This is a genomic window from Deltaproteobacteria bacterium (genome assembly GCA_005879535.1).
GTDB lineage: Bacteria > Myxococcota > Myxococcia > Myxococcales > 40CM-4-68-19 > 40CM-4-68-19.
This window is the reverse complement of sequence record VBKI01000068.1, coordinates 93,460-117,136: the sequence shown is the minus strand read 5'-3', so window position 1 is coordinate 117,136 and position 23,677 is coordinate 93,460. Positions and strand designations below refer to the sequence as shown.

Sequence of the window (23,677 nt, the reverse complement as noted above, 5' to 3'; positions counted from 1 at the left end):
GCGGCTACTTCGCGGGCCGCGGCTCGAACTTGAACGGATAGGCGATGCGCAACTTGCCGCCCGAATGCGGCTTGTCGAACTCGAATTTCCGCACTGCGGCCAGGACGCAGGCGATCAGCTCGCGGTCGGTGATCCCCTCGGCCGTCGCGCCGATCACTCTTCCGCTCGGCCCGATGTCGAACCGCGCGACCAGCTTTCCCTGCAGCGTCGGCCTTTCCTGGAGCCGCTTCTCGTAGCATTCGCGGATGGGTCCGCTGTTGTCGCGGATGTAGTCGCCGATCGTGCGGCGCTCGTCGCCCTGGGGGACCGGTGGTGGGGGTTCCTCCGCCGGGTCCTCGCTCTCCACCGTCATCGAGGCGCGCTTCGGAGGCGCGGTCTCCGGGCGGGGCTCCGCCGCGGATGCCGCGAATGCGAGCAGCGGGACCAGGAGCTGCAACCGTGCGCAAGCAGAGAGATTCCGCATCTTCCGGTGAGAGTAGGAGCATCACCCCGGATGGGTCAATTTTCCCCGGAATGCGCGGTGCGTCGCCGCAGGTTAGGTTTTCAGAGATGCGTAGGGCGCGCTTCTACATCCTCATCCTGGGTCTGACCCTGCTGCCGCAGGTCGTGGCGGCGTCCGATCTGGTGCGCTGGCTCGCCGCCCAAGGGCAGCTCGCCCTCGGCTTGTCCGTGCCGGGACTCCTGCTCGCGCTCAATCTCCCGATGCTCGCCGAGGTCCTCCGCCGGAAGAAGAGCGCGCGCCTCCCGCGGTTTCTCGCGGCGACGGTGCAGACACCCTGGACAGCCTTCTGGCTGGGCAGCCTCTTCTACGCGATCCTCCGCGCGGGCTGGACCGTCGCGCACCTCGGTCCGGCGCCGATGCCGGTGTGGCTCGCGCTCGCTCCCTTCGGGCTCGCGCTCTACGGGACGCTCTTCGGGGCGCGCGTTCTGAGGCGGGAGAGGGTCACCATCCCGGTCGCAGGCCTTCCCGGGGGATGGCGGGGTGTCCGGATCGTCCAGCTTTCCGATCTCCACGCCGGCCGCCACGTGACCAAGGAGCGGCTCCATGCCATCGCCCGCCGCGCTGCACGTCTGCATCCCGACGTGCTGGTCGTGACGGGCGACATCGTGCACAACTCCCCTGCCTTCGCGCGGCACGCGGCGGAGGCCATCGCTTCCATTCCCACCCGGTATGGTGCCTACGCCTGCCTGGGCAACCACGACTTCTGGGCGGGCCCCGACGCCGTCGAGGAAGAGCTGGAGCGGGCGGGGATCCGCGTCCTGCGCAACAAGGGCGTCCTGCTCGAGCGGGACGGGGACGGGCTCTGGCTGTGCGGCGTCGACGATCCCTGGAGCGGCCGGTTCGATCTGCGCGGGGCGCTTCGCGGACGCCCGGAAGGCACCGCTACCGTGCTGCTGTCGCATCAGCCGAACACCTGGCTGCGCGCGCAGGAGCTCGGAGTGGAGTTGCAGCTCTCCGGTCACACCCACGGCGGGCAGGTCGCGCTGCTCTGGCTGCACCGGTCGCTTTCGCTGGCGCGGCTGATCACGCCGTTCGTCGCCGGCCTGTACCGCGCCGGACGCAGCTACCTGTACGTCAACCGGGGGGCCGGGTCCGTGATGCCGATGGTCCGCCTCGGCGCCCGCCCCGAAGTCACCGAGCTGACGCTGACGACCGCCGAAGACACGAACGAAGACCTGGCGCTCGTTACGCCGTGAGAGCTTGATCTGCAGCCTTGGTAGAGTGACGGGATGCGGATTCGGTTGTTCGATCTGACTGACGCGGCGCGCGCCGCGGACGAGCGGCTGGTCCGCATGGATGCGCCGGCGCGTGATGAGCTGGCGAAGGAGGCGCAGCGGAGGGCGTCGGCGCTCGGGCTGATGCGCGGACCGACGCCGATCCCGCTGGTGCTGTCGCCCTGCGCGCTGCCGCGCGGCGAGATGGAGGCGCTCGGGCGCGGCGCGCGACTGATCACGAGCGCGCTGGTCAAGACTGCCCGGGAAGTGATCGAGCGCCACCCTGACAAAGCGCGCCTGCTCTTTCGCCATCTCTCGCCGATGGAGAGCGAGGCGCTGGCTACCCGCTCGCGCGAGGCGGAGGATCTGCTCCATTCGCGCATCGACTGGTTCGTCGATCAGGACGGCAGCGTACGCGCGCTGGAGGTCAACGCCACCATTCCGGCCATGCAGGTGTACTCGGATGCCGCCGCACACGGCTGGGCGGAAGCGGTCGGTCCCCGCGGCGCAGGCGCGCTGCGCCGGAACCCGACCAACGCCGGTTGGCTCCTCGATGCGCTCGTCCAGGCCGCGGGCACGCGCCAGCATCCGCTTCGCGTGCAGATCCTCCACCGCGACGGAGATCCCCAGGTCACCGAGCTGCGGGCCCTCGCCTCGATGCTGCGGGAGCGCGGCATCGACGCGCGCACCTGCACGCCTGCCGACGTCGTCCTCGACGGCGATCCTCACGGCGTCCTTTACCGCCACCTGTTCGCGCGTTACGTGGATCCGGCGTCGCCGCTGGGCCGGGCCTTCCTCGATCCGCGCAAGCACGGGATCTGGAACGCAGTCGATGGATGGCTGGAGACGAAGGGACTGTTCGCCGAGCTGTCACTGCAGGCCGAGCGCGCACAGTTCCTCACCCGCGAAGAGCGCGCGGCGGTCGCCGAGCTCGTCCCCTGGACGCGGCTGCTCGACGACATCGACGACGCGGCCTTGGGCGACGGCGATCGCTGCGTGTTGAAGAAATCGCACGACTACGGGGGCAAGAGCGTCGTGATCGGACGCGAGGTAGGCCCTGCCGCGTTCGGGCAGGCGCTCGCCCGCGCCCGCGCTGACGAGCCGGGAAGCTGGGTGGCGCAGGAGCTGGTGGACGCTCCAGCGATCGAGCGCTTCCTCTGCGTGGAGAGCGGAGCGCGCAGGCTCTCGCTTCACCTCGACATCAGCACGTATGCGTCGCTGATCCCGGGTGTGCCCGACGGCGGAAGCGTGTGCAGGGCCGCGCCCGGACGGGTCGTGAACATCGTCGGCGGCGGAGGCGTCGCGCCCCTCTTCGCCGACGACGTACTGGCGGAGCTGCTATGAGCTGCTGCGCTCGCGCGCCCGCCGCTGCGCGATCTCCTCGAGGAAGCTGACGGCCAGGAAGTGCCGCAGCCGGTCGATGCAGGGATAATCGGGGGCGTGGCAGAACTCTTCGTGGAACTGGCAGAGATTTCCGTGGCGGTCGCGGCAGAAGGCGTCGTATCCGCCTTCGTCGCACGGGTCGTCGATGTAGGCGGCGACTTTCGCGGTGCGCTCGGGTGTGACCAGCGGGCCGTCGTCGTTGGCGGCGGGGTTGGACTCGATGAGCACCTTTTCCGCCATTCAGGCCTCCAAAGACCCGCAGGAGTCTAACAGCATGAGTCCGCAGGTCACGTTCAAGAGCAACGAAGACAAGGCGCCCCAGGAGGAGGTCGATTCCGCGGGCAAACCGGTGGCGCCTGCGGCGCGCCTTTGTGACGCAGTGCGTGCGCCGTACACCCCCAGCCATGGGAGCGCGCCGTCGGCAATGCCACAGCCGCCTGTAGGCCTGGAGGACCTGGGCCCCGCGGCCGGATTGCGCGTGGTCGGGCCTGACCGCGAGAAGTGGCTGCAGGGGATGCAGAGCAACGATCTGGCCGCGGCGCCATATGGCGGTGCGGTGGCGGGCGCATTCCTCAGTGGGAAGGGACGGCTGGTGGCGCTCGGCCTTCTCTGGCGAAGGCGCGACGAGGTGATCGTCACGACCGAGCCAGATCGCCTCGAGGCGCTGCGGGCGCACCTCGACAAGCTCCTGATCATGGAAGACTGCGAGATGCAGGAAGCGCCAGGGCTGCGCCGGCTGCGCTACTGGGTGGCCGACGTTCCCCCGCGCTCCGTTCCAGAACACATCGCCGGCAGTCCGCAGCCGCTCGGGTTCGAGCTCCTCCTTCCCGAGGCGGAAGCGCAGTCGCTCCTGGAGACGTTGCGCGATCGTCCCCGGCCGGACCTCGCCGAAGCGTGGCGCATCGCCGCTGGCGTTCCGAAGTGGGGCGCGGAGCTCGACGAAGAAACGACCCCGGTCGAGGCGGGCCTCGACGTACTGCTCTCGTTCAGCAAGGGATGCTACGTAGGGCAGGAGGTCGTGGCGATGGCCACGTATCGCGGCCGCGTGGCGTGGAACCTGGTGCGGCTGGAGGTCAAAGGACCGGCGCCGGTTCCAGGCAGCAAGCTGAGCGCCGGGGGGAAGGGACGCGTGACGTCGTCGACGCAGGTCGGCGGGACCGCGCTGCTGCTCGGCTACGTTCACAAGGAGCTGATCGTTCCGGGATCGGCGGTGCAACTCGAGGACGGCCGGACGGCGAACGTGCTCGGATTGCCGTATGCGTCCTTGCCTGGCGCGGGAGTATGCGCATGAAGATCCTCGCTGCGATCCACGATCTGATGTTCTCGTCGAAGGTCAATGTGGCCGCGGGCGGCCGCCCCATCACCTGGATGAAGCGGGGCACCAAGGTCGTCGACGAGGTCGCTCGCGAGAGGCCCGACGTGCTGCTCATCGATCTCGCGTCCCCGCAGCTCGATGCCGTGAACGCGATCCGCGAGATCAAGAAGGCGGGAAACGTCACCGTCATCGGGTACGTCGACCACACCCGGGAGGACGTGATCGCAGCCGCGCGCGCAGCGGGTTGTGATCAGGTGATGAGCAAGGGCGAATTTGCCCGCCGTCTTCCCGAGCTCCTTGCAGGGATCTAAAGGAAGACTGCGGCGATCGCGTCCGGTCCCTCGTCGCGGGGGACTTCGGGCCCGGCGAGCACCAGTCGGGCGGCGGTCGCCGTTCTCACCCGCGTGGCAGCGGCATCGACCTCGCGCAGTGTGGCGCTGGGGCGCAGGCGGCAGCTCACGAGCACGTCCCGCGCGTCCTGCAGCGAGCTGTCCAGGGAGGCATCGTCCCAGAGGTGGAGCAGAGCGAGGCGCGTCCGGAGCAGGCCGTGGATCTCGCGCGGGTCGACGCCGATCAGCCCGAACACCGCGAGCGGCTCGACGATGCAGCGCACCGCGTCGGTCCACGAAGCCGCGCCGACCGGCTGCATCAGACAACCGCCGATCTGTTGGGCTGCACGTTCCAGCCGATGACGGGCGCGGGGTCCGGGGAGGGCGGGGATGGAGGGCAGGACCACGGCGGCCTCTCCTCCGCCGCGCCGCCTGAGGATGCTCGCCGCCTTGACCGCTGCCGCGAGCGCGGGTTCATGTCCGTTCTCCGCGAGCAGGATGAGCAATGAGCCGGCCTCAGCCCGCTTGAGCCGGCGGAACAGGTCGTCGCCGTAGGACAGCATGTCGCAGGCCAACGCGGTCGCGTCGAGCTGCGTCAGTGCCTGGCTCGAGCCCCCACCTAATGCGACGATGCTGGCGACTGGCTGCATGTAGGGATTGGTAGCACCCCTCGGTTCCCGCTGAAAGCCCCCCTCATGGGAAACTGCTCAAATGCAGATCGATCGGGGAGATCTCGACGCAGCCGTTTCACGCCGGATCGTCGACGCGGACCAAGCGGCCGCGCTCTGGCGGTTCTTCGGTGAGCGGCATCCGGCGCGGGCCCGCTTCACCGGCTTGAACGTCGCGTATTTCTTCGGCGCCTTGGTGGTGATCGGGGCGATGGGCTGGTTGATGACCCTCGGTTTCCAGAGGATGGGACCCTGGGCGGTCTGCGCCACCGCGGTCGCATACGGCGCGGCTTTCACGGTGGCGGGGGACAGGCTCTGGCACAGCGGCGATCTGAAGATTCCGGGCGGCCTTCTCTACACGATGGCCGTCTGCATGACGCCGCTCGCCATCTGGGGTTTGGAGACCGCCACCGGCTTCTGGGCGGCCGGCAACCCAGGCAACTATCGCGATTTCTACCCGTTCATCCGGGGCAGCTGGATCTGGATGGAGGCCGGCACCGTCGTCGTCGCCCTTCTGGCGCTGCGGAGGGTGAAGTTCCCGTTCCTGGTCGCTCCGGCGGCCGTCGCCCTCTGGTTCATGTCGATGGACTTCGCCGCTTACCTCGCCGGCGATCGCCACTGGCAGCTCGCGCTCGGGCAGCGGGTATCGATCACGTTCGGGCTCGCGATGCTCTTCGTCGCCTATCTCGTCGATCACCGGACGCGCGAGGATTTCGCCTTCTGGCTGTACCTGTTCGGCATGACCGCGCTCTGGGGCGCGATCACCTCGATGGACAGCGGGAGCGAATGGCGCCGGTTCCTCTACTGCCTGCTCAACCTCGCGTTCATCGCCATCAGCGTGCTCCTCCGGCGCCGCGTGTTCCTCCTCTACGGCGCCATCGGCGTGAACGCTTACCTGGTGCGGCTCGCCTGGACCGTCTTCAAGGACTCCATGCTCTTTCCCTTCGCGCTCACTGCGCTCGGCCTTTCGGTGATCGCGGTGACGGTGAAGTACCAGCGCAATCGTCAGGCCGTCGACGCGCGGCTGCAGTCCTGGGTGCCGGAGTGGGTCCGCGAGCTGCTGCCGCGCACGCGTTTCGCCAAGGGCGATCTTCAGTACTTGTAGAACCCCTCGCCGGTCTTCTTCCCCAGCTTGCCCGCCCGCACCATCCGCCGCAGGAGCTGCGGCGGACGGAACCGCTCGCCCAGCTCGACTGCGAGGTGCTCCGCGATGGCCAGCCGCACGTCGAGCCCGACCTGGTCGGTCAGTTTCAGCGGGCCCATCGGATGTCCATAGCCGAGCTCGATGGCGCGATCGATCTCTTCCGCCGAGGCGACGCCCTCCTCGAGCATGCGGATCGCTTCCATCGCCAGCGCGATGCCGAGGCGGCTGGTGGCGAATCCGGGAGCGTCGCGCACCACCACCACTTCCTTTCCCAGTCGCGCACCGACGGCGCGCGCCGCGGTCACCACCATCGGATGCGTGCGCTCCCCCTGCACGATCTCCAGCAGCTTCATCGCCGGGACCGGATTGAAGAAGTGAAGCCCGATCACGCGCTCCGGCCCCTTGGCCGCGGCGGCAATGGCGGTGATGGGGAGCGCCGACGTATTGGTCGCGAGGATCGTCTCCGGGCGGGTCGCGCGCGACAGCCGGGCGAACAGCTCCTTCTTGAGCTGCAGCTCCTCGGGTGCCGCCTCGACGATCAGGTCTGCATCGGCCGCCTCCGCGTCGAGGTCGGAGGCGACCGCCAGTCGCCGCAGCGCCTCCTCCCGCTCCTGGGCGGTGCAACGTCCCTTCTCGACCGCGCGTCCGAGCGAATCCGCGACGCGCTCCACGGCGCGCTGCGCGGCGCCGGGCGCCACGTCGAAGAGCGCCGTCTTGTAGCCGGCGCGCGCGGCCACCTGGGCGATGCCACTTCCCATCGTCCCGGCGCCGACCACCAGGACGCGCTGGACGTCGATGGCCATCAGACGTTCCCGAAATAGATGCCGCGGCCCTTGTCGATCGCGCTCTCGAGCAGCGGGTCGAGCCGCGAGAACAGATCCTCCCAGATGTCGGCCAGACTCGGGTCCTTGCGCAGGCGCGCCCGGGCCGCCGCGATCATCGCCTCGAGATCTTCGGCGCTGGCGAACACCTGGTTTGCCCGCGCTTCCGTCGCTGGCTTGGCGCTCAGCTCATCCCTGGCGGCGCGCAGGACCTCGCGCAGGTCGCGCGTCTGTTGCGACGTCAGCGGCCGCTCGTTGACCAGCGGGTCCATCAGCGCCTCGAGCCGCGCCCCGGCGCGCGGACAATGCTGCCGGAGCTGGTAGAGAAAGATCGCCCAGTCGCCGCGCGAGCAGAGCCGCTCCGCGGCTTCCCAGGGATGCTCGCGCAGCCAGCGCTCCCATTCGGCATCGCCCCAGAGTCTGAAGCCGTCCGGCGGCGCGACGCTCAGATAGACAGACACGGCGAACGTCTAGCACTTCCGCGATTACCGCGCCTGCCCTCGGCCGCTGGTCGCGTGAGGACCGCCGCCGCGGCCGCCGCCATGCTCTCCGCCGCCGCCGCTCGGAGCTGCGCGAGGAGCGCCTGAAGGCGAACCGCTTCTCGGCGCCATCGACGGACGGGCGGGAGCCGCGCGAGGGCCCCCGGTGGGAACGGGGCGCGCAGCGCCCGTGCGGGCCCGCGGTTGCACCGGCGACCGCATCGCGCCGTCGCGCGGGCTGGACGTCATCGTGGTCGGCCGCGGACGGACCGCCTGCGCTACGGCGACCGGCCGGATCTGTTGCCCGGTGGCCCGCGCCACGCTGGCGACCGGGGGTCCGAAGGTGCCGCCGCGCGCGACCGTCGCATGCGGGCCGGTCAGCGGCCGGGCCTGCGTCACGACCCCGTAGGTGCGCTGCGACGGGATCGCCACCGCCGCGATGGGCCGGGTGAAGTGCGTCTCGGAGACCGCAACCCAGGCGGGATGGCGATAGCCGAACGCGATTCCGGCGGGACCCAGGGGGCACCAGGATACGTATCCTGCTCCGTACCGCCAGGAAACCCAGGCGGGCGCCCAGACGGCGCCGGGGATCCAGTACCAACCGACCCCGACGCCCCAGTTCCACCGGCCATAGTGGTACGCCGCCCACCCCCAGGGATCGTCAGAGACGAACGTCCAACCCCAGTCGGTCAGCACCCAGCGGCCGTAGTAGTAGGGGCGCCAGCCCCAGCCCACGGCCGGTACCCAGACGCGGCCATACGGCGCCACGAACGTCCAGTACCCGTACGGCGACAGCCGCTCGTAGAAGACGGCCTCGCTCGACACCTCGGTGCCGGCCGGTGGAGGAGGTTGCGCCTCGCTCTGATAGCTCTGGTAGTCCGGGTTCGCCGCAGGCGGATAGGTGTCGGCCGGCGCCGGCGGTGGAGCTTCGACGCGCCGGTCGTCGCGGACCGCCTCGCGCTCGTAGATGCAGCCGGTGGCCGCGGCGGCGAAGGCGACGGTCATCAGAACGGTGAAACGACGCATGACGGCTCTCCTTGCGTCCTTGGACAGGCGTTCAGCCCAGCCGATTCAAGGACCGCCCGCAGTGTAAGGCAGCCACATGCCGGTGGCTCGTGCCAGGCGGGTGGAGAAGCGACCGCACGCCGGGCCGCCCGCTACTGCTTCAATGACGATATCCATGGGCGATGGGGAACCGCCAGCCTTCCCCAAACGCCCGCGCCGTGACGCGTAGCGCCGGCGCCGCCTGGCGGCGCTTGTACTCGCTCTGGACGACCAGCTTGAGAACGCGGCGCACCAGATCCTCGGGAAAGCCGCGCTCGATGAGCCGGCGCGCGCCGAGATGCTCCTCGATGTGGCCGCGCAGCACCTTGTCCAGTTCATCGTAGGGCGGCAGGGTATCCTGATCAGTCTGGTTCTCGCGCAGCTCTGCCGTGGGCGGACGATCGAGAATCCGCGCGGGAATCAGCTCCCCCCCACTCTGCCGATTGAGCCAGCGCGCCAGCGCGTACACCGCGGTCTTGGACAGATCGCCGATGGCGGCGAGCCCTCCCGCCATGTCGCCGTAGAGCGTGCAGAACCCGGTGGCCAGCTCGCTCTTGTTCCCCGTCGACAGCAGGAGGGCCCCCGTCTTGTTCGAGAACGCCATCAGCAGCATCCCGCGGATGCGTGCCTGGAGATTTTCCTCCGTCACGTCCGGCTTGCGGCCGGCGAAGAGCGGCGCGAGCGCGGTCAGGTACGCCTGGAAGATCGGCTCGATGGCGACGGCGTGGAACCGCACTCCGAGCCGCTTCGCGAGCGTCTCCGCGTCTTCGTTGCTCATCGACGCCGTATACCGGGACGGCATTGCGATGGTGGTCACGTTCTGCGCACCCAGTGCGCGCGCGGCGAGCACCGCCGTGAGCGCGGAGTCGATTCCGCCGGAGAGCCCGAGCACCGCGCTCTTGAATCCCGTCTTCAGCGTGTAGTCGCGGATGCCGAGCGTGAGCGCGTCGGCCAGGTCGCGGCAGGCCTCGTCGGAGAAGTCCGCCTCGTACGCCGCCACGACGGCGAGCGCTCCCGCCGGGGTCTTCGCGGTCTGATCGGAGATCACCGACTCTCCGGAAGTTCGCGATCGCTCGCGCCCTGCACGCGGCGCGCCGGGGACGAGCTCGTCGACGACGAGATCCTCGACGAAGGCGGCGGCCTCACGCTGCACTTCACCGTTCGCGCGCACGAGCAGCGAGCGACCATCGAAGATCAAGGAGTCGTTGCCTCCGACCAGGTTGCACATCGCGATCGGGAGCCCGTGCCTCCGCGCGGCGGCGCCCAGCATCCTGCGCCGGATCTCCGGCTTGCCCACGGCGTAGGGCGAGGCGGAGACGTTGACGATCATCTCCGCTCCTCGCGCGACCAGCTCCTCGACGGGGTCGCGCAGGTACCGCGGCTCCTTCCAGAACTGCTTGTCGTTCCAGAGGTCCTCGCAGATGGAGACGCCCAGCCGCGTCCCCGCCACCTCGACCAGCGGTCCCGACTCCGGCGAGGGATCGAAGTAGCGACCTTCGTCGAAGACGTCGTACGTCGGCAGCAGGCACTTCCGGACGATGGCGGCGACGCGACCGCCCTGGATGAGAGCGACGGCGTTGTACAGGCCGGCGCCGGCGCCCCGGTGGCGCTCGGGAAATCCAACCAGCGCCGGAATGCGATCGAACACGGCATTGGTCGACAGCTCCTCCAGCACGGCCCGGCAACGATCGACGAACTCACCCAGCTCGAGGAGGTCTTTCGGCGGGTAGCCGCAGAGCGCGAGCTCGGGAAAGAGCACGAGCTGCGCGCCCTTTTCGGCGGCCCGGGTCGCGTTCTCCAACATGCGGGCAGCGTTCGCCTCGAACGCGCCTACCGTCGTATCGATCTGCGCCAGCGCGATTCTCACGCCGGGTCCGTAACGCCCGCGAGGTCCCGCGTCAATTGGCGGCCGTCGGCCTGTACGCTTCCGAAAGGCATCCGCCGTGGTACATCCCCGCTGTGCACGACGATCTGAAGCAACGTAAGTCGCAGCACCTCGACCTGGTGCAACGGCCCGAGGTCGAGCCGGAGAGCGCCGATCCGCTGTTCTCCTGCGTGCGCCTCGTTCACCGGGCGACGCCCGAGCTCGCGCTGGCCGACATCGATCTTTCCGCCGGGCTGTGCGGCAAGAGGTTGCGCGCGCCGCTGATGATCGTGGGAATGACGGGAGGGACGGAGCGCGCCGGCCGGATCAACCGCGACCTGGCCGCGCTGGCGGAAGAAGCAGGCGTCGCGTTCGGCGTCGGATCGATGCGCATCCTCCTCGACCAGCCGGAGCTGCTGCCCACGTTCGCCGTCAAGCCCGCAAAGCCTCCGCTCCTGGTCGCGAACCTCGGGGCGCAACAACTGGCCCAGCGCGGCACGGGAGCAGCGCTGCGATTGGTCGAGATGCTTGCCGCGGACGCCATAGCGATCCATCTCAACGCCGCGCAGGAATTGGTGCAGACGGAAGGAGATCGCGACTTCCGCGGATGCCTCGACGCGATCGGGGCGCTGGTTTCGGCGATCGGCGCGCAGAGGGTGATCGTGAAGGAGACGGGCTGCGGGATTGGCCCAGCGGTCGTCCGGGAGCTGGCGGCGCGCGGCGTCGGCGCGGTGGACGTCAGCGGCGCTGGCGGCACGAGCTGGCCCAGGGTCGAGCAGCTTCGCGCCAAGGACCCGCAGGCGCGGGCTCTCGGCGAGCTTTTGAGCGACTGGGGAATCCCCACGGCCGCCTGCATCGCCGCAGCTCGCAGGGTTGCTCCGCAGATGCAGATCGTCGGTTCCGGCGGGCTGCGCTCCGGTCTCGACGCGGCGCGGGCGCTGGCGCTCGGCGCCGACGCGGCCGGCTTTGCGTTGCCGCTGGTGCGAGCGCATCACCAGTCGGGGATCGAAGGGGCGCGGGCGGAGCTCTCCGGTATGCTCGACGCGCTCCGGGCAGCGTTCCTGCTCAGCGGAGCTGGCGACGCGGCGGCGCTTCGCGCCTCGACGCCGGTGATCCTCGATCCGCTCAGGACCTGGATCGAGGGCCTCGGGGGATGACGCGCGGGCGCGCCCCGGGCAAGGTCCTGCTGCTCGGCGAGCACAGCGTCGTCTACGGGCATCCGGCGCTGGCGGCTTCGATACCCCGCTACGTGACCGTTGATCTGACGCCGGCGGCGGAGACGCGCATCGAGCTGCCCGGCGGCATGCAGACGCCGTTTCCGCTGCTGGAAGCGGTGCAGGCGATGGCGCGCGAGGCTGGGTTTCAGGGAAACTTCTACGCGCGGCTCCAGAGCGAGATCCCGCTCGGCAGTGGCCTGGGCAGCTCGGCTGCGCTGGGTGTCGCCTTGGCGCGCGCGTTGAAACCGGCGTGCACGGTCGAGGAGGCAGCGGCGCTGGCGATGCGCATCGAGCGGGTGCTGCACGGAGCGCCCTCCGGCGTCGATCCCGCTGCGTGCGCGCGCGAAGGAGTGATCTTCTTCACGCGCGGCCAGCCGCCCCGTGTGGAGGCAGTCCGGGGTTCGGCGTTCATCGCCATCGCGCTGAGCGGGATCGCGCGCGGGACGCACAGCACCGTGATGCCGCTCGCCGAGCGCCGCAAGACCGATGCGCGCATCGATCCACTGCTCGCGCGGCTCGGCGGTCTGGCGCGGGAAGGTCGCGCCCTCTTCGAGCGCGATGACCTCGTCGGTCTCGGAGCGGCCTTCGACGACGCGCACGCCGTCCTCCGCGATCTGGGGGTGTCCTGCCCGGAGTTGGAGGAGACGGTCGCCGCGCTGCGGCGGGCCGGCGCCCTGGGCGCGAAGCTCACCGGCGCGGGAGGCGGCGGCGCCGCGATCGGACTCGCGCGCGACGAGGCGAGCGCGAGGGAAATCGCGGCGCACACGGGAGGTTTCGCGGTAGAGGTCGGCGCGTGAAAGCGACGGCCGCAGCGCACGCGAACATCGCGCTCGTCAAGTACTGGGGCAAGCGCGACGATGCCCTGGTCCTGCCCGAAGCGGGCTCGCTCTCGGTTGCGCTCGACAAGCTTCTCACCACCACGACGGTGGCGTTGGGGGAGTCCGACGCCGACTCGTTCACGCTCGACGGCCGTCCGGAGGATCCACGGCGCGCCCGCGCGCTGCTCGACGCGGCAGGAATCCGGCAGCGCGCCCGGATCGACTCACGGAACGAGTTTCCCACCGCCGCCGGACTCGCCTCGAGCGCGAGCGGGTTCGCGGCGCTGGCTGTCGCCGCTTGCGCGGCGGCAGGCTTGCGCAAGTCGCCCGAGGAGCTTTCGGCGCTGGCGCGGCTGGGCAGCGGGTCCGCGGCCCGCAGCGTCCCCGGCGGCTGGGCGGTCTGGGAACGCGAATCGGCGCGGCAAGTGTTCCCGCCCTCGCACTGGGATCTGCGCTTCTGCATCGCCATTTGCGCGGCCGGCGCGAAGCCGATCGGCTCGCGGGACGGAATGCGGGCCACGCGGGAGACCTCCCCTTATCACGCGGCGTGGATCGAGCAGTGCCGGCGCGATCTGCCCGCCGCGATCCATCTGCTCAAGGCGCGCAATCTGTCCGGCCTGGGCGCGCTGGCCGAGCGGAACGCGCTGCGGATGCACGCGGATGCGCTCGCGGCCGATCCGCCGATCCTCTATTGGCAGCCGGTCACCGTCGCATGCCTGCTCGCATTGCGCGAGCTGCGCGCCTCCGGCCTGGAGGCCTGGGCGACGATCGACGCCGGACCGCACGTCGTCGCCATCTCTTCGCTCGCGGACGCCGCCGCCGTCGAGGCGCGGCTCCGCGGCGTGCCGGGCGTAGCCGATGTCCTCGTCTGTGCACCGGCGGGTCCTGCGCGCGTGGTCTCATGACCGTCAGGCTCGAGGCGTGCGGCAAGGTCTTCCTCGCCGGCGAGTACGCCGTGCTCGATGCCGGACGGCCGGCGCTCGTGGTCGGAATCGACCGCAAGTTGCATGCGATCGCCGATCCGTCTCCAGGTCTACACATTCTGCATTCCCCCACCGGCGTCGCCTGGGACAGCGGGCGGGCGCCGCCGGAGCTGCGCTTCGCCGCGCGCGCCGCAGAGCTTGCGCGTGCGTTCTGCGCCACGTCCGCCGGCGTCCGTATCGTTTTCGAGGACGATCTCGGCGTTCCGGGACGCAAGCTCGGCCTCGGGGGGAGCGCCGCGGCCTGTGTTCTTGCGGTCCGAGCCGTCTGCGCGGTCGTCGGACGGAAGACTGCCGATGCGGAAGTGCTTTCCCTCGCCCTCGCCGCACATTGGGCGGAGCAGGACGGCTCTGGAAGCGGCGCCGACGTGGCCGCAGCCGCGCTCGGCGGAGTCCTCGAAGTCCGATCGCGCATTCCCTGGCGTTCGGTGGAAGAGGTGATGGCGATGCCAGCCGCGCAGATCGCCTCCTCGCGGCCGCTCGAAATCCGGCGGGTTCGCGTTCCGCCCGATCTGCGGTTGCTCCTGGCCGACGCCGGCGCGCCGGCGAATACGCGCTCGCTGGTCCGTGACGCGCGCAGGTTCGCGGAGGGCGATCCGCGGCGATGGGCAAAGCGCGCCGGCGAGATCTCCGCCGCTGCGGAACAGCTGCGGGACGCGCTGGAGTCTGGCGACGCCGGGTCCGCGCTCGCCGCCGTCCGCAGCGGCGCCGCCGCCATGGCGTCGTTGGGCGAGGACGCGCAGGCGCCGATCGTGACGCCGGAATTGGCGCGGGCGTGCGCGCTGGCCTCCGCAGCCGGCGGGGCAGGGAAGCCGAGCGGCGCGGGCGGCGGAGACTGCGCGGTGATCGTCGCGTTTGGCGATCAGGCACGCGACCGGGTCGAATCGGCCATGCGCGCGCATTTTCCGGTCCTCCGCATCGCTCCCGCATGACCGTCGCGGTGCTGCTCGCGGCCCAGCTGACCCGGCTGCCGCAGCTCCTCGAGGCGCCGCCCGCGGCGTATCCGCCCGAGCGCCTCGCGCGCGGAGAGACCGCCGACGTCGCCTGCAGCGTCGACATCGACGAGCACGGCGCCGTGACGCAGGTCGTGGTCGAGCAACCCGTCGCGCCGGACTTCGATGCCGCGGCGGTCGAGGCCATCCGGCGCTTCCGTTTCTCGCCGGCGGAGATCGACGGCCAACCGGCGGCGGTCCGGATTCGCTACGTGTACCACTTCGTCGTCGAGCAGGAGCGCGTGGAGCAGCCTCGCGGGGCCAGAGGGACGGTCAAAGGAACCGTGGTGGAGGCGGGCACCCGCAGGCCGATTGCCGGTGCTGAGGCCGTCGACGATACGGGAGCGCAGGCCGTCGCGGATGCGCAGGGGCGATATTCGTTCGAGACCTCGCCCGGTCCGCGCAGGGTGACGGTATCGGCGCCAGGCTTCGACAACCGTCAGATCGACGTCGTGGTCGTCGAGGGCGGAGCCGTCGAGGCGCGACGCGTCTGGCTGCACCGGACCGCCGTCGGCGACCTCCAGGCGACCATTCCGGGGGACAAACCGCACGACGCTCCCACGCGGCGCACGCTCACGCACGACGAGCTGGTGAACGTCCCCGGCAGCCTCAACGATCCCATCCGCGCGGTGCAGAACCTGCCGGGCCTGGCGCGGGCGCCGTTCCTCGGCGGAGCGCTGCTCGTCCGCGGGAGCCCGCCGCAGGACACGGGAACCTATCTCGACGGACACCGGATCCCGCAGCTGTACCACTTCCTCGGCGGCCCCTCGGTCATCAACGAGCAGCTGCTCGATCGCATCGACTTCTATCCGGGCGGCTATGGCGCCGTGTACGGGCGCAACCTGACCGGAGCCATCGACGTCGGCACCCGCAAGGGCGACACCACCGGCTTCCATGGACAGGGATCGCTCGACCTGATCGAAGCGGTCGCTTTCGTCGAAGGACCCATCGAGCCGCGCACGCAGGTCGCGCTCGCCGCGCGCAGGAGTCACATCGACGTCTTCCTCCCCCTCTTCATCCCCAACGATCCCAACCAGGGCGTCACCAGCATCGTGCCGATCTACTGGGACTACCAGGGGCGCGTCGATCACCGGCTCGAGAACGGCGACGAGCTGGGACTCCTGCTGTTCGGCAGCAACGACCGGCTCAGCATCGTGCAGAAGGGCGGGCGGCGCACGCTTCCGCTCTCGGTCGATTCCCACCTCGCGTTTCACCGGTTCGTCGCGAGCTGGAAGCGGATGGTCTCCGACACTCTCTCCTTCAGCGTCTCGCCGGCGCTGGGATGGACGAAGCAGTCGGCGCAAACGCAGGGCGCCGGGACGGGCGGATTCGCAAATCCGCAGAGCGCCGACGTCACCATCCTCACGGGCGAGATCCGGTCCGAGGCGCGCTGGAAGGCGCGCGAGTATCTCGAGCTCCGGCTGGGAACCGACGTGGAGCTCGACCGCGCCGCCTACAGCGCCGACATCCAGTCTTCGCTGCAGCTGCGCAACCTCGGCATCCCCATCACACAACCGACCCGATTCTCGCGCGTCCAGCCCGCGCAGTTCTGGGGCGAGTACGTCGAGGCGCAGGTGACCGCGGGATCGCTTTCGCTCACGCCCGGATTGCGCTTCGACCACTTCCACTGGCGCAGGCACGCGCGCTGGTCGATCGATCCGCGCCTCTGGGCGCGCTACGCGCTCAGCGATCGCACCGCGATCAAGGCATATGCCGGCCTCTATCACCAACCGCCCACGGGCCAGCAGATCGACGACGACATCGGCAATCCCGACCTGGGCCTCGCCTGGGCGGCACAATTCGGCGCCGGCGTGGAGCACCGCTTCAGCGACGTCTGGAGCGTCAGCGCGGAGGTCTTCTACAACCGCCGCGGCTCGCTCATCGTGACCGTCGACCCCGTGCTGCGCGCGAACGGGACCGTGTACAACCCGAGATTCGAGAACAACGGCATCGGCCGCGCGTACGGGCTCGAGCTGCTGATCCGCCGGGAGATCACCTCGCGACTCTACGGCTGGCTCGCGTACACGCTCTCGCGGTCGCAGATCCTGCCCAATCGCGGCGATGCCTGGCGCGCGTTCCAGTTCGATCAGCCGCACATCCTCACCATCGTCGCGGGCTATCGGCCCAAGCCGCAGTGGGACCTTTCGACGCGGTTCCGGTTCGTCTCGGGGAATCCGTACGCGCCCGTCGACTTCGCCACCTTCGACGCCGACTCCGGCAACTTCGTCCCCACGCGCGGGGAAGTGGGCGACTCACGCGAGCCGCCTTTCCTGCAGCTCGACGCCCGCGCCCAGTACACCTGGACGTGGGACGCCTGGCAGCTCTCGCTCTATCTGGACGTGCAGAACGTGACCAACCACACCAACGAGGAGTTCCACGTCTACGACTACCGGTTCCGGGACCAGGGAAGCATCTCGGGCCTCCCCATCCTTCCCACCTTCGGCGTGAAGGGGAAATTCTGATGCGCGCCGCCATCATCCTCGCCGCCATCTGCCTCGCTGCGTGCACGCCCGATTTCGAGGCGTCGAGCGACGTCAGGGACCTGCGCGTCCTCGCGGTGCAGGCGGAGCCGCCGGAGGCGCAGTTCGACGCGACCACGGCGGATCCGGTCGACCTCCACGTGCTCGCCGTCGATCCCCGGACCGCGGCGCCGATCACGCTCCATGCCGCGATCTGCGCGCCGACCGATTCGCACCGGTGCGACGAGGGACCCTTCATCACGCGCGACCTGGGAACGAGGCCGCTCAGCACCACGCTCTTCATCCCGCCGGAATTCGTCGCGCTCGCGCAAGCGGACGACGACCTGAAGGGGTTGGGCGGCATCCGGGTGCAGTATTCGTTCAGCGTCGACCACGGCGACGGGAGCGGCACGGTGTACGGCTCGAAAGTGCTGCTCTACTCGCCGCGCGGAGGAACGCCGAACCAAAATCCAGCGATCGCGAGCGTGCAGTTGAGCCGCGAAGGCTTGAAACTTGGCGAACCGGTGGCCCGGGGAGAGACGCTCCAGTTGCCAAAGAACGTGGAGATCGGGCTGCGGCCAACGGTGACAGACGCCTCGATCGAATCGTACGTCACGACGGACCTGCGCGGGAACCCTGTGAGCCTCAAGGAGCAGCCGCGCTACAGCTTCTTCGTCGCGCCCGGTGCGGAGGTCGATCGGGATACGGCCGACGAGCCTCTCGAGGGCGTGATGGCGCCGCCCGACGGCCTGTCGCGCATCACGCTCCACTCCGCTCCCGGAACGCTCTGGATCGTCGTCCGCGACGGTCGCGGTGGTGAATCGTGGGTGACGTTCCCGCTGGAGCTCACGCCCTGAGCGTCAGGCGACGCTTTTCTTCTGCGGCTGCCCGTGCCCATCCGGCCCGCCGGTGAGGTGGGAGACCTTGCCCAGCAACTCGTCGAGGTCGAACGGCTTGGCGAGATAGGCGTCGGCATGCAACTTGGAGGCGTGCCCCTGCACCGCGCGATCCGCGCTCAAGATCAAGAGCGGTGCCTTGCGCAAGCCGCGCTGATCGAGCTCATGGACGAATTGCCATCCGTCCATCACGGGCATCATCAGATCGAGGAGGATGCAGGCGGGCTTCTGCTGCCGCACCAGGTCGAGCGCCTCCTGCCCGTTGGAAGCCATCAGCACGCTGTAGCCTTCGCTGGTGAGGCAGAGCGCGAGCGTTTGGAGGATGTCGGGATCGTCGTCGACGACGAGCACGAGGCGCTCGCGGGCGCGGTGCGGTGCCATTCGTGCCCTCATAAGATGAGCGCGCAAGCGGGTCAATCTTGCGACCGCCGCGGCTGTCGTCAATCGCCCCCGTTGAATCGTACGGGGACCCACCTTAGAAGACACCCATGCCCCGATGTCCGAGCTGCCGCGCGCAGGCGAAGCCGCGGGAGGAGAACCCGGCGTTTCCCTTCTGCTCCGCTCGCTGCCGTGCGCTCGATCTCGCGCGCTGGTTCACCGGCTCGTACCGGGTGCCCGGCCCGCAGGCGGACGCGCCGCCGCAGAAGCCCGACGAGGACGACAAACAGTAGACCGGCGACCGCGGCGCGTGTTACGCGAGGCGCCCCGATGCGGGCCTTGAAGCTTTTCGCGCGCACCGTGCTGTCGCTGGCGATGAGCGCTGTCTTCGTCTGGCTCTCCCTGCGCCACACCGACGTCCGCGCGGTGGGCCGGGCGATGGCCTCCGCGGACCCTGTCCGCCTCGTCGCATACGTCGGCATGCTGCTCGTCATCCATCTGGTCCGCACGGTGCGCTGGGGATTGCTCTTGAAGCCGCTCGGCGAGGTGTCCTTCAAGCGGCTGAATTCCGCGAGCGCAGTGGGGTGGATGCTCCTGGTGCTCCTCCCGCTCCGGCTCGGGGAGTTCGCCCGCCCGCTGCTGATCGCTCGCCCACCGGCGGGTGGAGGTCAGCAATTGCGCCGCAGCGGGGCGCTCGCCTCCATCGTGGTCGAGCGCATCGTCGATGGAATCACCATCGGGCTGCTCGGGATCCTCTGCCTGCGCATGCTCGGACAGTCGGCGTCGGGCCGTTACTTCGAGTTCGCCAAGAGCGCTTCGGTGCTGGTCGCGCTCGGCTTCCTCACGCTCTGCGCCGCGCTGGTCCTCGCGGTCTTCTTCCACGACCGCGCGGTTGCGCTTGCCGAGCGACTGCTCCAGCCGCTCTCGCCGCGCCTCGCCGCGCGCGCGACGGGGATGCTGGACGCCTTCATCTCCGCCGTCCACCTCGGGTCCGGCTGGCGGCTGGTCCTGTTCTTCGCGTTGACGACCCTGTACTGGACGCTGACCGCAGCCGCCCTCGGCATTCTCGCCCGCGGCTTCGGCTTCAACTCGCTGACGCCGTTGATGCTCGCGGTGATGCTCACCATCCAGGTGGTCGGCGCGATGGTGCCGGCGGGGCCGGGCATGGTGGGCACGATGCAGTTCTTCACGCAGGCGGGGCTGTCGCTCTTCGACGCCGGAGGCTTCTCCGCCCGCGGCGCCGCGTTCGCAAATACGGTGTGGCTCCTGCAGTTCGTCGTGCAGGTCGGCCTGGGCGTGACCTTCCTCGTCGCCGGCCACGTTTCGCTGAAGGGGCTGTTCGGCGCGGCCGCGGCAGAGGGCGAAGCCACGGCGCCGGCGGCTTCTTGACTCGCGATCCGGCCGCCGCTACATTCCGCGCCCCTTCGGCGGCGTAGCTCATCCGGCTAGAGCGGCGGTCTCATAATCCGCAGGTAGGTGGTTCGAGTCCACCCGCCGCCACCAACTCCGCCTGCAGCATCAAATCGTCTCCGGCGACTTCTTCGCCTCGCCGGGCGCCGCCCGCTAGAGTGTAGGCGTGCTCCAGGAACGCCTGCTCCGCATCCTCGAACGCAAGAACCACTGGGCGTGGCCCTGGTTTGGCGAAGGGCGCGTGTCGCTCCAACGCCTGCTGCCGCACTTCCAGCAGGAGTGGGAGCTATACGTCCGCGACTTCCCGCAGCTTCTCGCGCGGGTCATGGGTCATTCGAATACACCGCAGGACGCGCGCGCGATGCTGGCCGCCAACATCTACGAGGAGCAGACCGGCGGCATCAGCGGGGCGACGTCGCATCCGGAGCTGTTCCTTCGGATGATGGAGGGCTGCGGGTTCAGCCGGTCGGATTTCAACGACGTCAAACTGCTTCCCGCCGCGAGCAGCTATCGGATATTCATCAACGAGGCGAGCGGACCCGATCACTGGGTGGTCGGCGCGGCGGTGCTGACGATCTTCGTCGAGGGAAACGTGCACGAGCGGCGGGAGCTGGAGAAGACGAGTCCGGATTCCGATGCCGAAATCGACGCCGCCATCCGGCAGCATCCGCTGGTACGGATCCACCGGGTCGATCCGAAGTTTCTCGAGCTCCAGCGGGTGCACAAGAAAGTAGAAGGCGGTCACCGCCTGGATGCCTGGAAGATGGTGATCGGCCACACGCCGCCGACGTTGGAGGACCGTGTGGTCCAGATGGTCGAGACGGCTCTCGAGCGGTGGCTCGCGTATCGCGACGACGTCGCGAGCGCCTGCGGCATTACGCGATAATCCGCTGGCGCGTCGAGCGCTGTATCACGACTGCGCAAGCGCTTGCGCGCTGCCGCTCCGCGATTCTCGCTGGACGTCGGGTTGCAAAATGTGTCAGTGAGGCAGCCCATGACCGCGGAGCACCCCAGGCCGCAGCGTGTGTTGATCGTGGACGACGATGCCCGTCTCGTCTTCGTGGACACGCGGCGATCCAGCGGCTGTCGACCTTCGCGCCGGACGTGATCGTGCTCGACCTGATGATGCCGCACATGACCGGCTACGACGTGCTCGACTGGCTGAAGCAGAACGCGCTCGCCATCCCCGTCGTCGTCGCGACCACCGAGGACGACTCGCAGGCCCTCGACCTGGGGGCTGCCGTCAAGCTCACGAAGCCCTTCACGCTCGAGCAACTTCTCGACGGAGTCGCGGTCGCGCTCGCGCCGGCGTAGCCGATTTCGCGCTACGCTCGGGCCATGGAAGCTCTCCTGAAACGGCTTGCCTACGGCTGGCACGGCCCCATCCTCGTCGACCAGGGATTCCTCTCACACCTCGGATGGGCCTGCGCGGTCACGCTTCTCGGGTTCTGGATCGGAGGCCGCCGCTGGCTTCTCATCTTCGGCGGGGCCTGGGTTGCCTACGCGATCTGGCGCGAGCTGATCGAGGAGACGCTCGACGCCACCACGATCTCCGACCTCGCCTCGCGGATCCTTCCCGTCCTGGTCCTCGTCGCCGTCGATGCGGCGCGGACCCGTGCGCCGGCGGTGCAGCAATCGTGAGCGGTTCGGGATGGAGCCGTCGCCGGATCCTCGCCGCCGGGACCCTTGGCTCGGCCGGAGCGGTGATCCCGGGGTGCGTGCGTTCCGTCTCGAGGCCTCCACCCCTGCCGCCTCCGCCCGGTTCCACCGGCTCTGCCGCGGCGGACGCCATCGTCGCGAGCACGGCCCTGCCCTCGATCCCTGCCGCGAGCTACCCGATCCACGGCCTTCGCGGAGACGGCAGGAGCGACGACACACGCGCCATCCAGGATGCCATCGATACCTGTCACGGGCGCGGTGGCGGACGCGTGGTCGTGCCCGCGGGCGAATTTCTCGTCGGCGCCTTGCGGCTGCGCAGCCGCGTCGGGGTCCATCTCGACTCCGCCGCGACGCTCAAATTCTCGGACGACCCGGAACGGTATCCGCTGGTACAGACGCGGTATGAGGGACTCGAGTGCGTCAACCACTCTCCCATGATTCAGGCATCCGGGGAGACAGACGTCGCGATCACGGGCAGCGGAAGGCTGGATGCGTCGGCGACGGCGGCCTGGAACCGCGGCCGGAATCGCGCGGGAGTGCTGGAACCACTCGTCGCGCGCGGCGTTCCGCCCGCTCATCGCATCGTCGCGGGCCGGCTCCGCACCGCCATGGTCGAAACCGTCGGCTGCGCCCGCGTGCTCATCCGGGGCGTGACGCTGGCGGGATCTCCGTTCTGGCAGATCCACCCGACGCTCTGCGCGGACGTCACCGTCGAGGGCGTCACGACCACCGATTCCGGCCCGAACAGCGACGGCTGCGATCCGGAATCATGTGAGCGCGTCGTCATCCGCAGTTGCACGTTCTCCTGCGGCGACGACAACGTCGCCCTCAAGTCCGGGCGCGACGAGGACGGCCGCCGCCTCGGGATTCCCTGCCGCAACGTCGTCATCGTCGGTTGCCAGGGCGAGGGCCGCTTCGGCTTCATCACCTGCGGCAGCGAGCAGAGCGGCGGAATCGAGAACGTCTTCGCTTGCTCCAACCGGAGTTTCGGCCGCGGAGTGGGTCACGCTCTGTGGGTGAAGTCGAATTCACGGCGCGGCGGGTACACGCGCAACGTCAACATGGACGGTTTCCGCGGGCGCGTCCTCGACGCCGTCGCCGCGGTGACGATGCACTACGACGGGCAATCGGGCGCGTTTCCGCCAGCCTTCGACGGCATCCACCTGCGCAATCTCGCGGTCGAGAGCGCAGGCGCCGTCCTCGACCTGGACGGCCTGGAAGACTCCCGGATCCGCAATTTCACCCTCTCGCGGTCGGCGTTCGCCGACGTCGGCGCGGCCGACCGGGTCCGCAACGCGGACGTCGTCCGCAGCGACGTGACGGTCAACGGCGTGGCTCTCTAGGCGCGGCGGCTAGGCGTCAGGCCGCTCGGAGAGATGGTGATACGCGGTCGCGCTCAGGACCGCGGCGAACGAGGTATCCAGCGCGCGGGTGCAGAGGTAGACGATCATCCACGTCGTGCTGACCTCGCTCCGCGCGTTGTGCAGGCCCGACATCAGCGTCAGCGCCAGCGACACCGTCCAGATCAGGATGCAGATGGCGAAGACCTGGCGCCGCACGCCGTCGGTGAGCTTCTGGCTGCGCCTCAGCGCGCTGCCGGTGGAGCCTCCCTCGAGGACGATCGCGGGGACGGCGGCGAACATCTCCACGAGGTATTGCAGCCCGGGCAGCAGCAACAGGAACGACCGCACGAAGGCGCGTCCGAGGATCCGCGTGCCGAGAACGACCACGGCCGGAGCCTTCTTGAGCGCCTCGACCAGCTCGAGGAAGTCTGAGGACAGGCCCCTGCGCGCTTCGCTCACGGCCTTGGTCAACGCCGCCTTGACCAGCAAGGCGACGAACATCTCTCCGACCACGAGGATCGCGGCGGCGGCGCCCGGAGGCAGGGGCGGGACGAAGGCGATGAACAGGAGCGGCGCGTGCAAGAGAAGCGCGATTCCGCCGTAGGCCGGAAGCTGCGTGAGCCAGGCGCGCGTGCTGTCGGCGAGAACCTCCACGGTGCTGAAGTCGTCGGCTTCGGCTGCGCGCATCGGGGCGCGTTGCGGACGCGGAAGAGCAGTCGAAACGGTTCGTCGGTCCATTGACCCCTCGGGTTCGCTTCCGGC

At 69.6% G+C, this 23,677-nt stretch carries 25 protein-coding genes and 1 tRNA gene; 17 read left to right on the top strand and 9 right to left on the bottom strand.

The window, feature by feature from the left end; translation table 11 throughout:
- Positions 1-4: 4 nt before the first annotated feature.
- The gene (locus E6J58_14975) at positions 5-463 is read right to left on the bottom strand and encodes an AgmX/PglI C-terminal domain-containing protein (protein TMB36192.1); all 459 of its coding nucleotides are present in this window, start codon (positions 461-463) and stop codon (positions 5-7) included.
- On the opposite strand from E6J58_14975, the gene E6J58_14970 reads away from it, so the two are divergent.
- Together E6J58_14970 and E6J58_14965 are read left to right on the top strand one after the other, a co-directional pair.
- The gene (locus E6J58_14970) at positions 400-1,698 is read left to right on the top strand and encodes a metallophosphoesterase (protein TMB36191.1); all 1,299 of its coding nucleotides are present in this window, start codon (positions 400-402) and stop codon (positions 1,696-1,698) included. The two genes, E6J58_14975 and E6J58_14970, sit on opposite strands and share 64 nt — an antisense overlap.
- A gap of 33 nt (positions 1,699-1,731) precedes the next feature.
- Positions 1,732-3,060 (top strand): hypothetical protein, encoded by a 1,329-nt coding sequence (locus E6J58_14965; protein ID TMB36190.1) that lies wholly within the window; start codon positions 1,732-1,734, stop codon positions 3,058-3,060.
- Here E6J58_14965 and E6J58_14960 read toward each other — a convergent pair.
- The gene (locus E6J58_14960) at positions 3,055-3,339 is read right to left on the bottom strand and encodes a hypothetical protein (protein ID TMB36189.1); all 285 of its coding nucleotides are present in this window, start codon (positions 3,337-3,339) and stop codon (positions 3,055-3,057) included. The two genes, E6J58_14965 and E6J58_14960, sit on opposite strands and share 6 nt — an antisense overlap.
- On the opposite strand from E6J58_14960, the gene E6J58_14955 reads away from it, so the two are divergent.
- Entirely contained in the window at positions 3,320-4,390 is a 1,071-nt protein-coding gene (locus E6J58_14955; protein ID TMB36188.1) for a folate-binding protein YgfZ, read from the top strand. The two genes, E6J58_14960 and E6J58_14955, sit on opposite strands and share 20 nt — an antisense overlap.
- Positions 4,381-4,725, top strand: coding sequence for a response regulator (locus E6J58_14950; GenBank protein ID TMB36187.1), 345 nt, complete (start codon positions 4,381-4,383; stop codon positions 4,723-4,725). Before E6J58_14955 ends, E6J58_14950 begins: the two co-directional genes overlap by 10 nt.
- On the opposite strand, the gene E6J58_14945 is transcribed toward E6J58_14950, so the two are convergent.
- Entirely contained in the window at positions 4,722-5,393 is a 672-nt protein-coding gene (locus E6J58_14945; GenBank protein ID TMB36186.1) for a hypothetical protein, read from the bottom strand. The genes E6J58_14950 and E6J58_14945 overlap by 4 nt on opposite strands.
- A 61-nt stretch (positions 5,394-5,454) precedes the next feature.
- Here E6J58_14945 and E6J58_14940 point away from each other — a divergent pair, with 61 nt between their 5' ends.
- On the top strand, positions 5,455-6,516 hold the full coding sequence (locus tag E6J58_14940; GenBank protein ID TMB36185.1) for a DUF2157 domain-containing protein: 1,062 nt from the start codon (positions 5,455-5,457) through the stop codon (positions 6,514-6,516).
- Here E6J58_14940 and E6J58_14935 read toward each other — a convergent pair.
- From E6J58_14935 to E6J58_14920, 4 genes are all read right to left on the bottom strand, one after another.
- The gene (locus tag E6J58_14935) at positions 6,504-7,358 is read right to left on the bottom strand and encodes a 3-hydroxyacyl-CoA dehydrogenase family protein (protein TMB36184.1); all 855 of its coding nucleotides are present in this window, start codon (positions 7,356-7,358) and stop codon (positions 6,504-6,506) included. The two genes, E6J58_14940 and E6J58_14935, sit on opposite strands and share 13 nt — an antisense overlap.
- A complete protein-coding gene (locus E6J58_14930; protein ID TMB36183.1) occupies positions 7,358-7,837 on the bottom strand; it encodes a hypothetical protein in 480 nt (159 codons plus the stop codon). The genes E6J58_14935 and E6J58_14930 overlap by 1 nt, the downstream gene beginning before the upstream one ends.
- Positions 7,838-7,861: 24 nt before the next feature.
- Positions 7,862-8,881 carry a hypothetical protein gene (locus E6J58_14925; GenBank protein ID TMB36182.1) on the bottom strand — a complete coding sequence of 340 codons (1,020 nt, stop codon included), beginning with the start codon at positions 8,879-8,881 and terminating at the stop codon, positions 7,862-7,864.
- Between the two features lie 139 nt (positions 8,882-9,020).
- Positions 9,021-10,766, bottom strand: a complete 1,746-nt coding sequence (locus E6J58_14920) for an NAD+ synthase (protein ID TMB36181.1) — start codon at positions 10,764-10,766, stop codon at positions 9,021-9,023.
- 35 nt (positions 10,767-10,801) lie between these two features.
- Between E6J58_14920 and E6J58_14915 the strand changes: the two genes are divergently transcribed.
- From E6J58_14915 to E6J58_14890, 6 genes are read left to right on the top strand one after another with little or no spacing between them, the layout of a single operon-like run.
- Positions 10,802-11,920: a type 2 isopentenyl-diphosphate Delta-isomerase gene (locus tag E6J58_14915; protein TMB36180.1), complete on the top strand. Its 1,119-nt coding sequence runs from the start codon at positions 10,802-10,804 to the stop codon at positions 11,918-11,920.
- Positions 11,917-12,777 carry a mevalonate kinase gene (mvk, locus tag E6J58_14910; GenBank protein ID TMB36179.1) on the top strand — a complete coding sequence of 287 codons (861 nt, stop codon included), beginning with the start codon at positions 11,917-11,919 and terminating at the stop codon, positions 12,775-12,777. Before E6J58_14915 ends, mvk begins: the two co-directional genes overlap by 4 nt.
- Positions 12,774-13,703 (top strand): diphosphomevalonate decarboxylase, encoded by a 930-nt coding sequence (gene mvaD / locus E6J58_14905; protein TMB36178.1) that lies wholly within the window; start codon positions 12,774-12,776, stop codon positions 13,701-13,703. The genes mvk and mvaD overlap by 4 nt, the downstream gene beginning before the upstream one ends.
- Positions 13,700-14,710, top strand: a complete 1,011-nt coding sequence (locus E6J58_14900) for a hypothetical protein (GenBank protein ID TMB36177.1) — start codon at positions 13,700-13,702, stop codon at positions 14,708-14,710. The genes mvaD and E6J58_14900 overlap by 4 nt, the downstream gene beginning before the upstream one ends.
- Positions 14,707-17,232 carry a TonB-dependent receptor gene (locus E6J58_14895; GenBank protein ID TMB36176.1) on the top strand — a complete coding sequence of 842 codons (2,526 nt, stop codon included), beginning with the start codon at positions 14,707-14,709 and terminating at the stop codon, positions 17,230-17,232. Before E6J58_14900 ends, E6J58_14895 begins: the two co-directional genes overlap by 4 nt.
- Positions 17,232-18,086 (top strand): hypothetical protein, encoded by an 855-nt coding sequence (locus E6J58_14890; GenBank protein ID TMB36175.1) that lies wholly within the window; start codon positions 17,232-17,234, stop codon positions 18,084-18,086. The genes E6J58_14895 and E6J58_14890 overlap by 1 nt, the downstream gene beginning before the upstream one ends.
- A 3-nt stretch (positions 18,087-18,089) precedes the next feature.
- Here E6J58_14890 and E6J58_14885 read toward each other — a convergent pair whose 3' ends face one another.
- Positions 18,090-18,506: a response regulator gene (locus tag E6J58_14885; GenBank protein TMB36174.1), complete on the bottom strand. Its 417-nt coding sequence runs from the start codon at positions 18,504-18,506 to the stop codon at positions 18,090-18,092.
- Positions 18,507-18,613: 107 nt separating this feature from the next.
- Between E6J58_14885 and yacG the strand changes: the two genes are divergently transcribed.
- From yacG to E6J58_14855, 6 genes are all read left to right on the top strand, one after another.
- Positions 18,614-18,796 carry a DNA gyrase inhibitor YacG gene (yacG, locus tag E6J58_14880; GenBank protein TMB36173.1) on the top strand — a complete coding sequence of 61 codons (183 nt, stop codon included), beginning with the start codon at positions 18,614-18,616 and terminating at the stop codon, positions 18,794-18,796.
- A 37-nt stretch (positions 18,797-18,833) separates the two neighbouring features.
- Entirely contained in the window at positions 18,834-19,892 is a 1,059-nt protein-coding gene (locus E6J58_14875; protein TMB36172.1) for a flippase-like domain-containing protein, read from the top strand.
- Positions 19,893-19,929: 37 nt separating this feature from the next.
- Positions 19,930-20,006 (top strand) — tRNA-Met (locus E6J58_14870).
- 73 nt (positions 20,007-20,079) lie between these two features.
- The gene (locus E6J58_14865; GenBank protein TMB36171.1) at positions 20,080-20,799 is read left to right on the top strand and encodes an iron-containing redox enzyme family protein; all 720 of its coding nucleotides are present in this window, start codon (positions 20,080-20,082) and stop codon (positions 20,797-20,799) included.
- Positions 20,748-21,227, top strand: a complete 480-nt coding sequence (locus E6J58_14860; GenBank protein TMB36170.1) for a response regulator — start codon at positions 20,748-20,750, stop codon at positions 21,225-21,227. Before E6J58_14865 ends, E6J58_14860 begins: the two co-directional genes overlap by 52 nt.
- Positions 21,228-21,331: 104 nt before the next feature.
- Entirely contained in the window at positions 21,332-22,915 is a 1,584-nt protein-coding gene (locus tag E6J58_14855) for a glycoside hydrolase family 28 protein (protein ID TMB36169.1), read from the top strand.
- A 9-nt stretch (positions 22,916-22,924) separates the two neighbouring features.
- Here the strand turns inward: E6J58_14855 and E6J58_14850 are convergent, their stop codons facing one another.
- Positions 22,925-23,602: a hypothetical protein gene (locus E6J58_14850; protein TMB36168.1), complete on the bottom strand. Its 678-nt coding sequence runs from the start codon at positions 23,600-23,602 to the stop codon at positions 22,925-22,927.
- Positions 23,603-23,677: the final 75 nt, after the last annotated feature.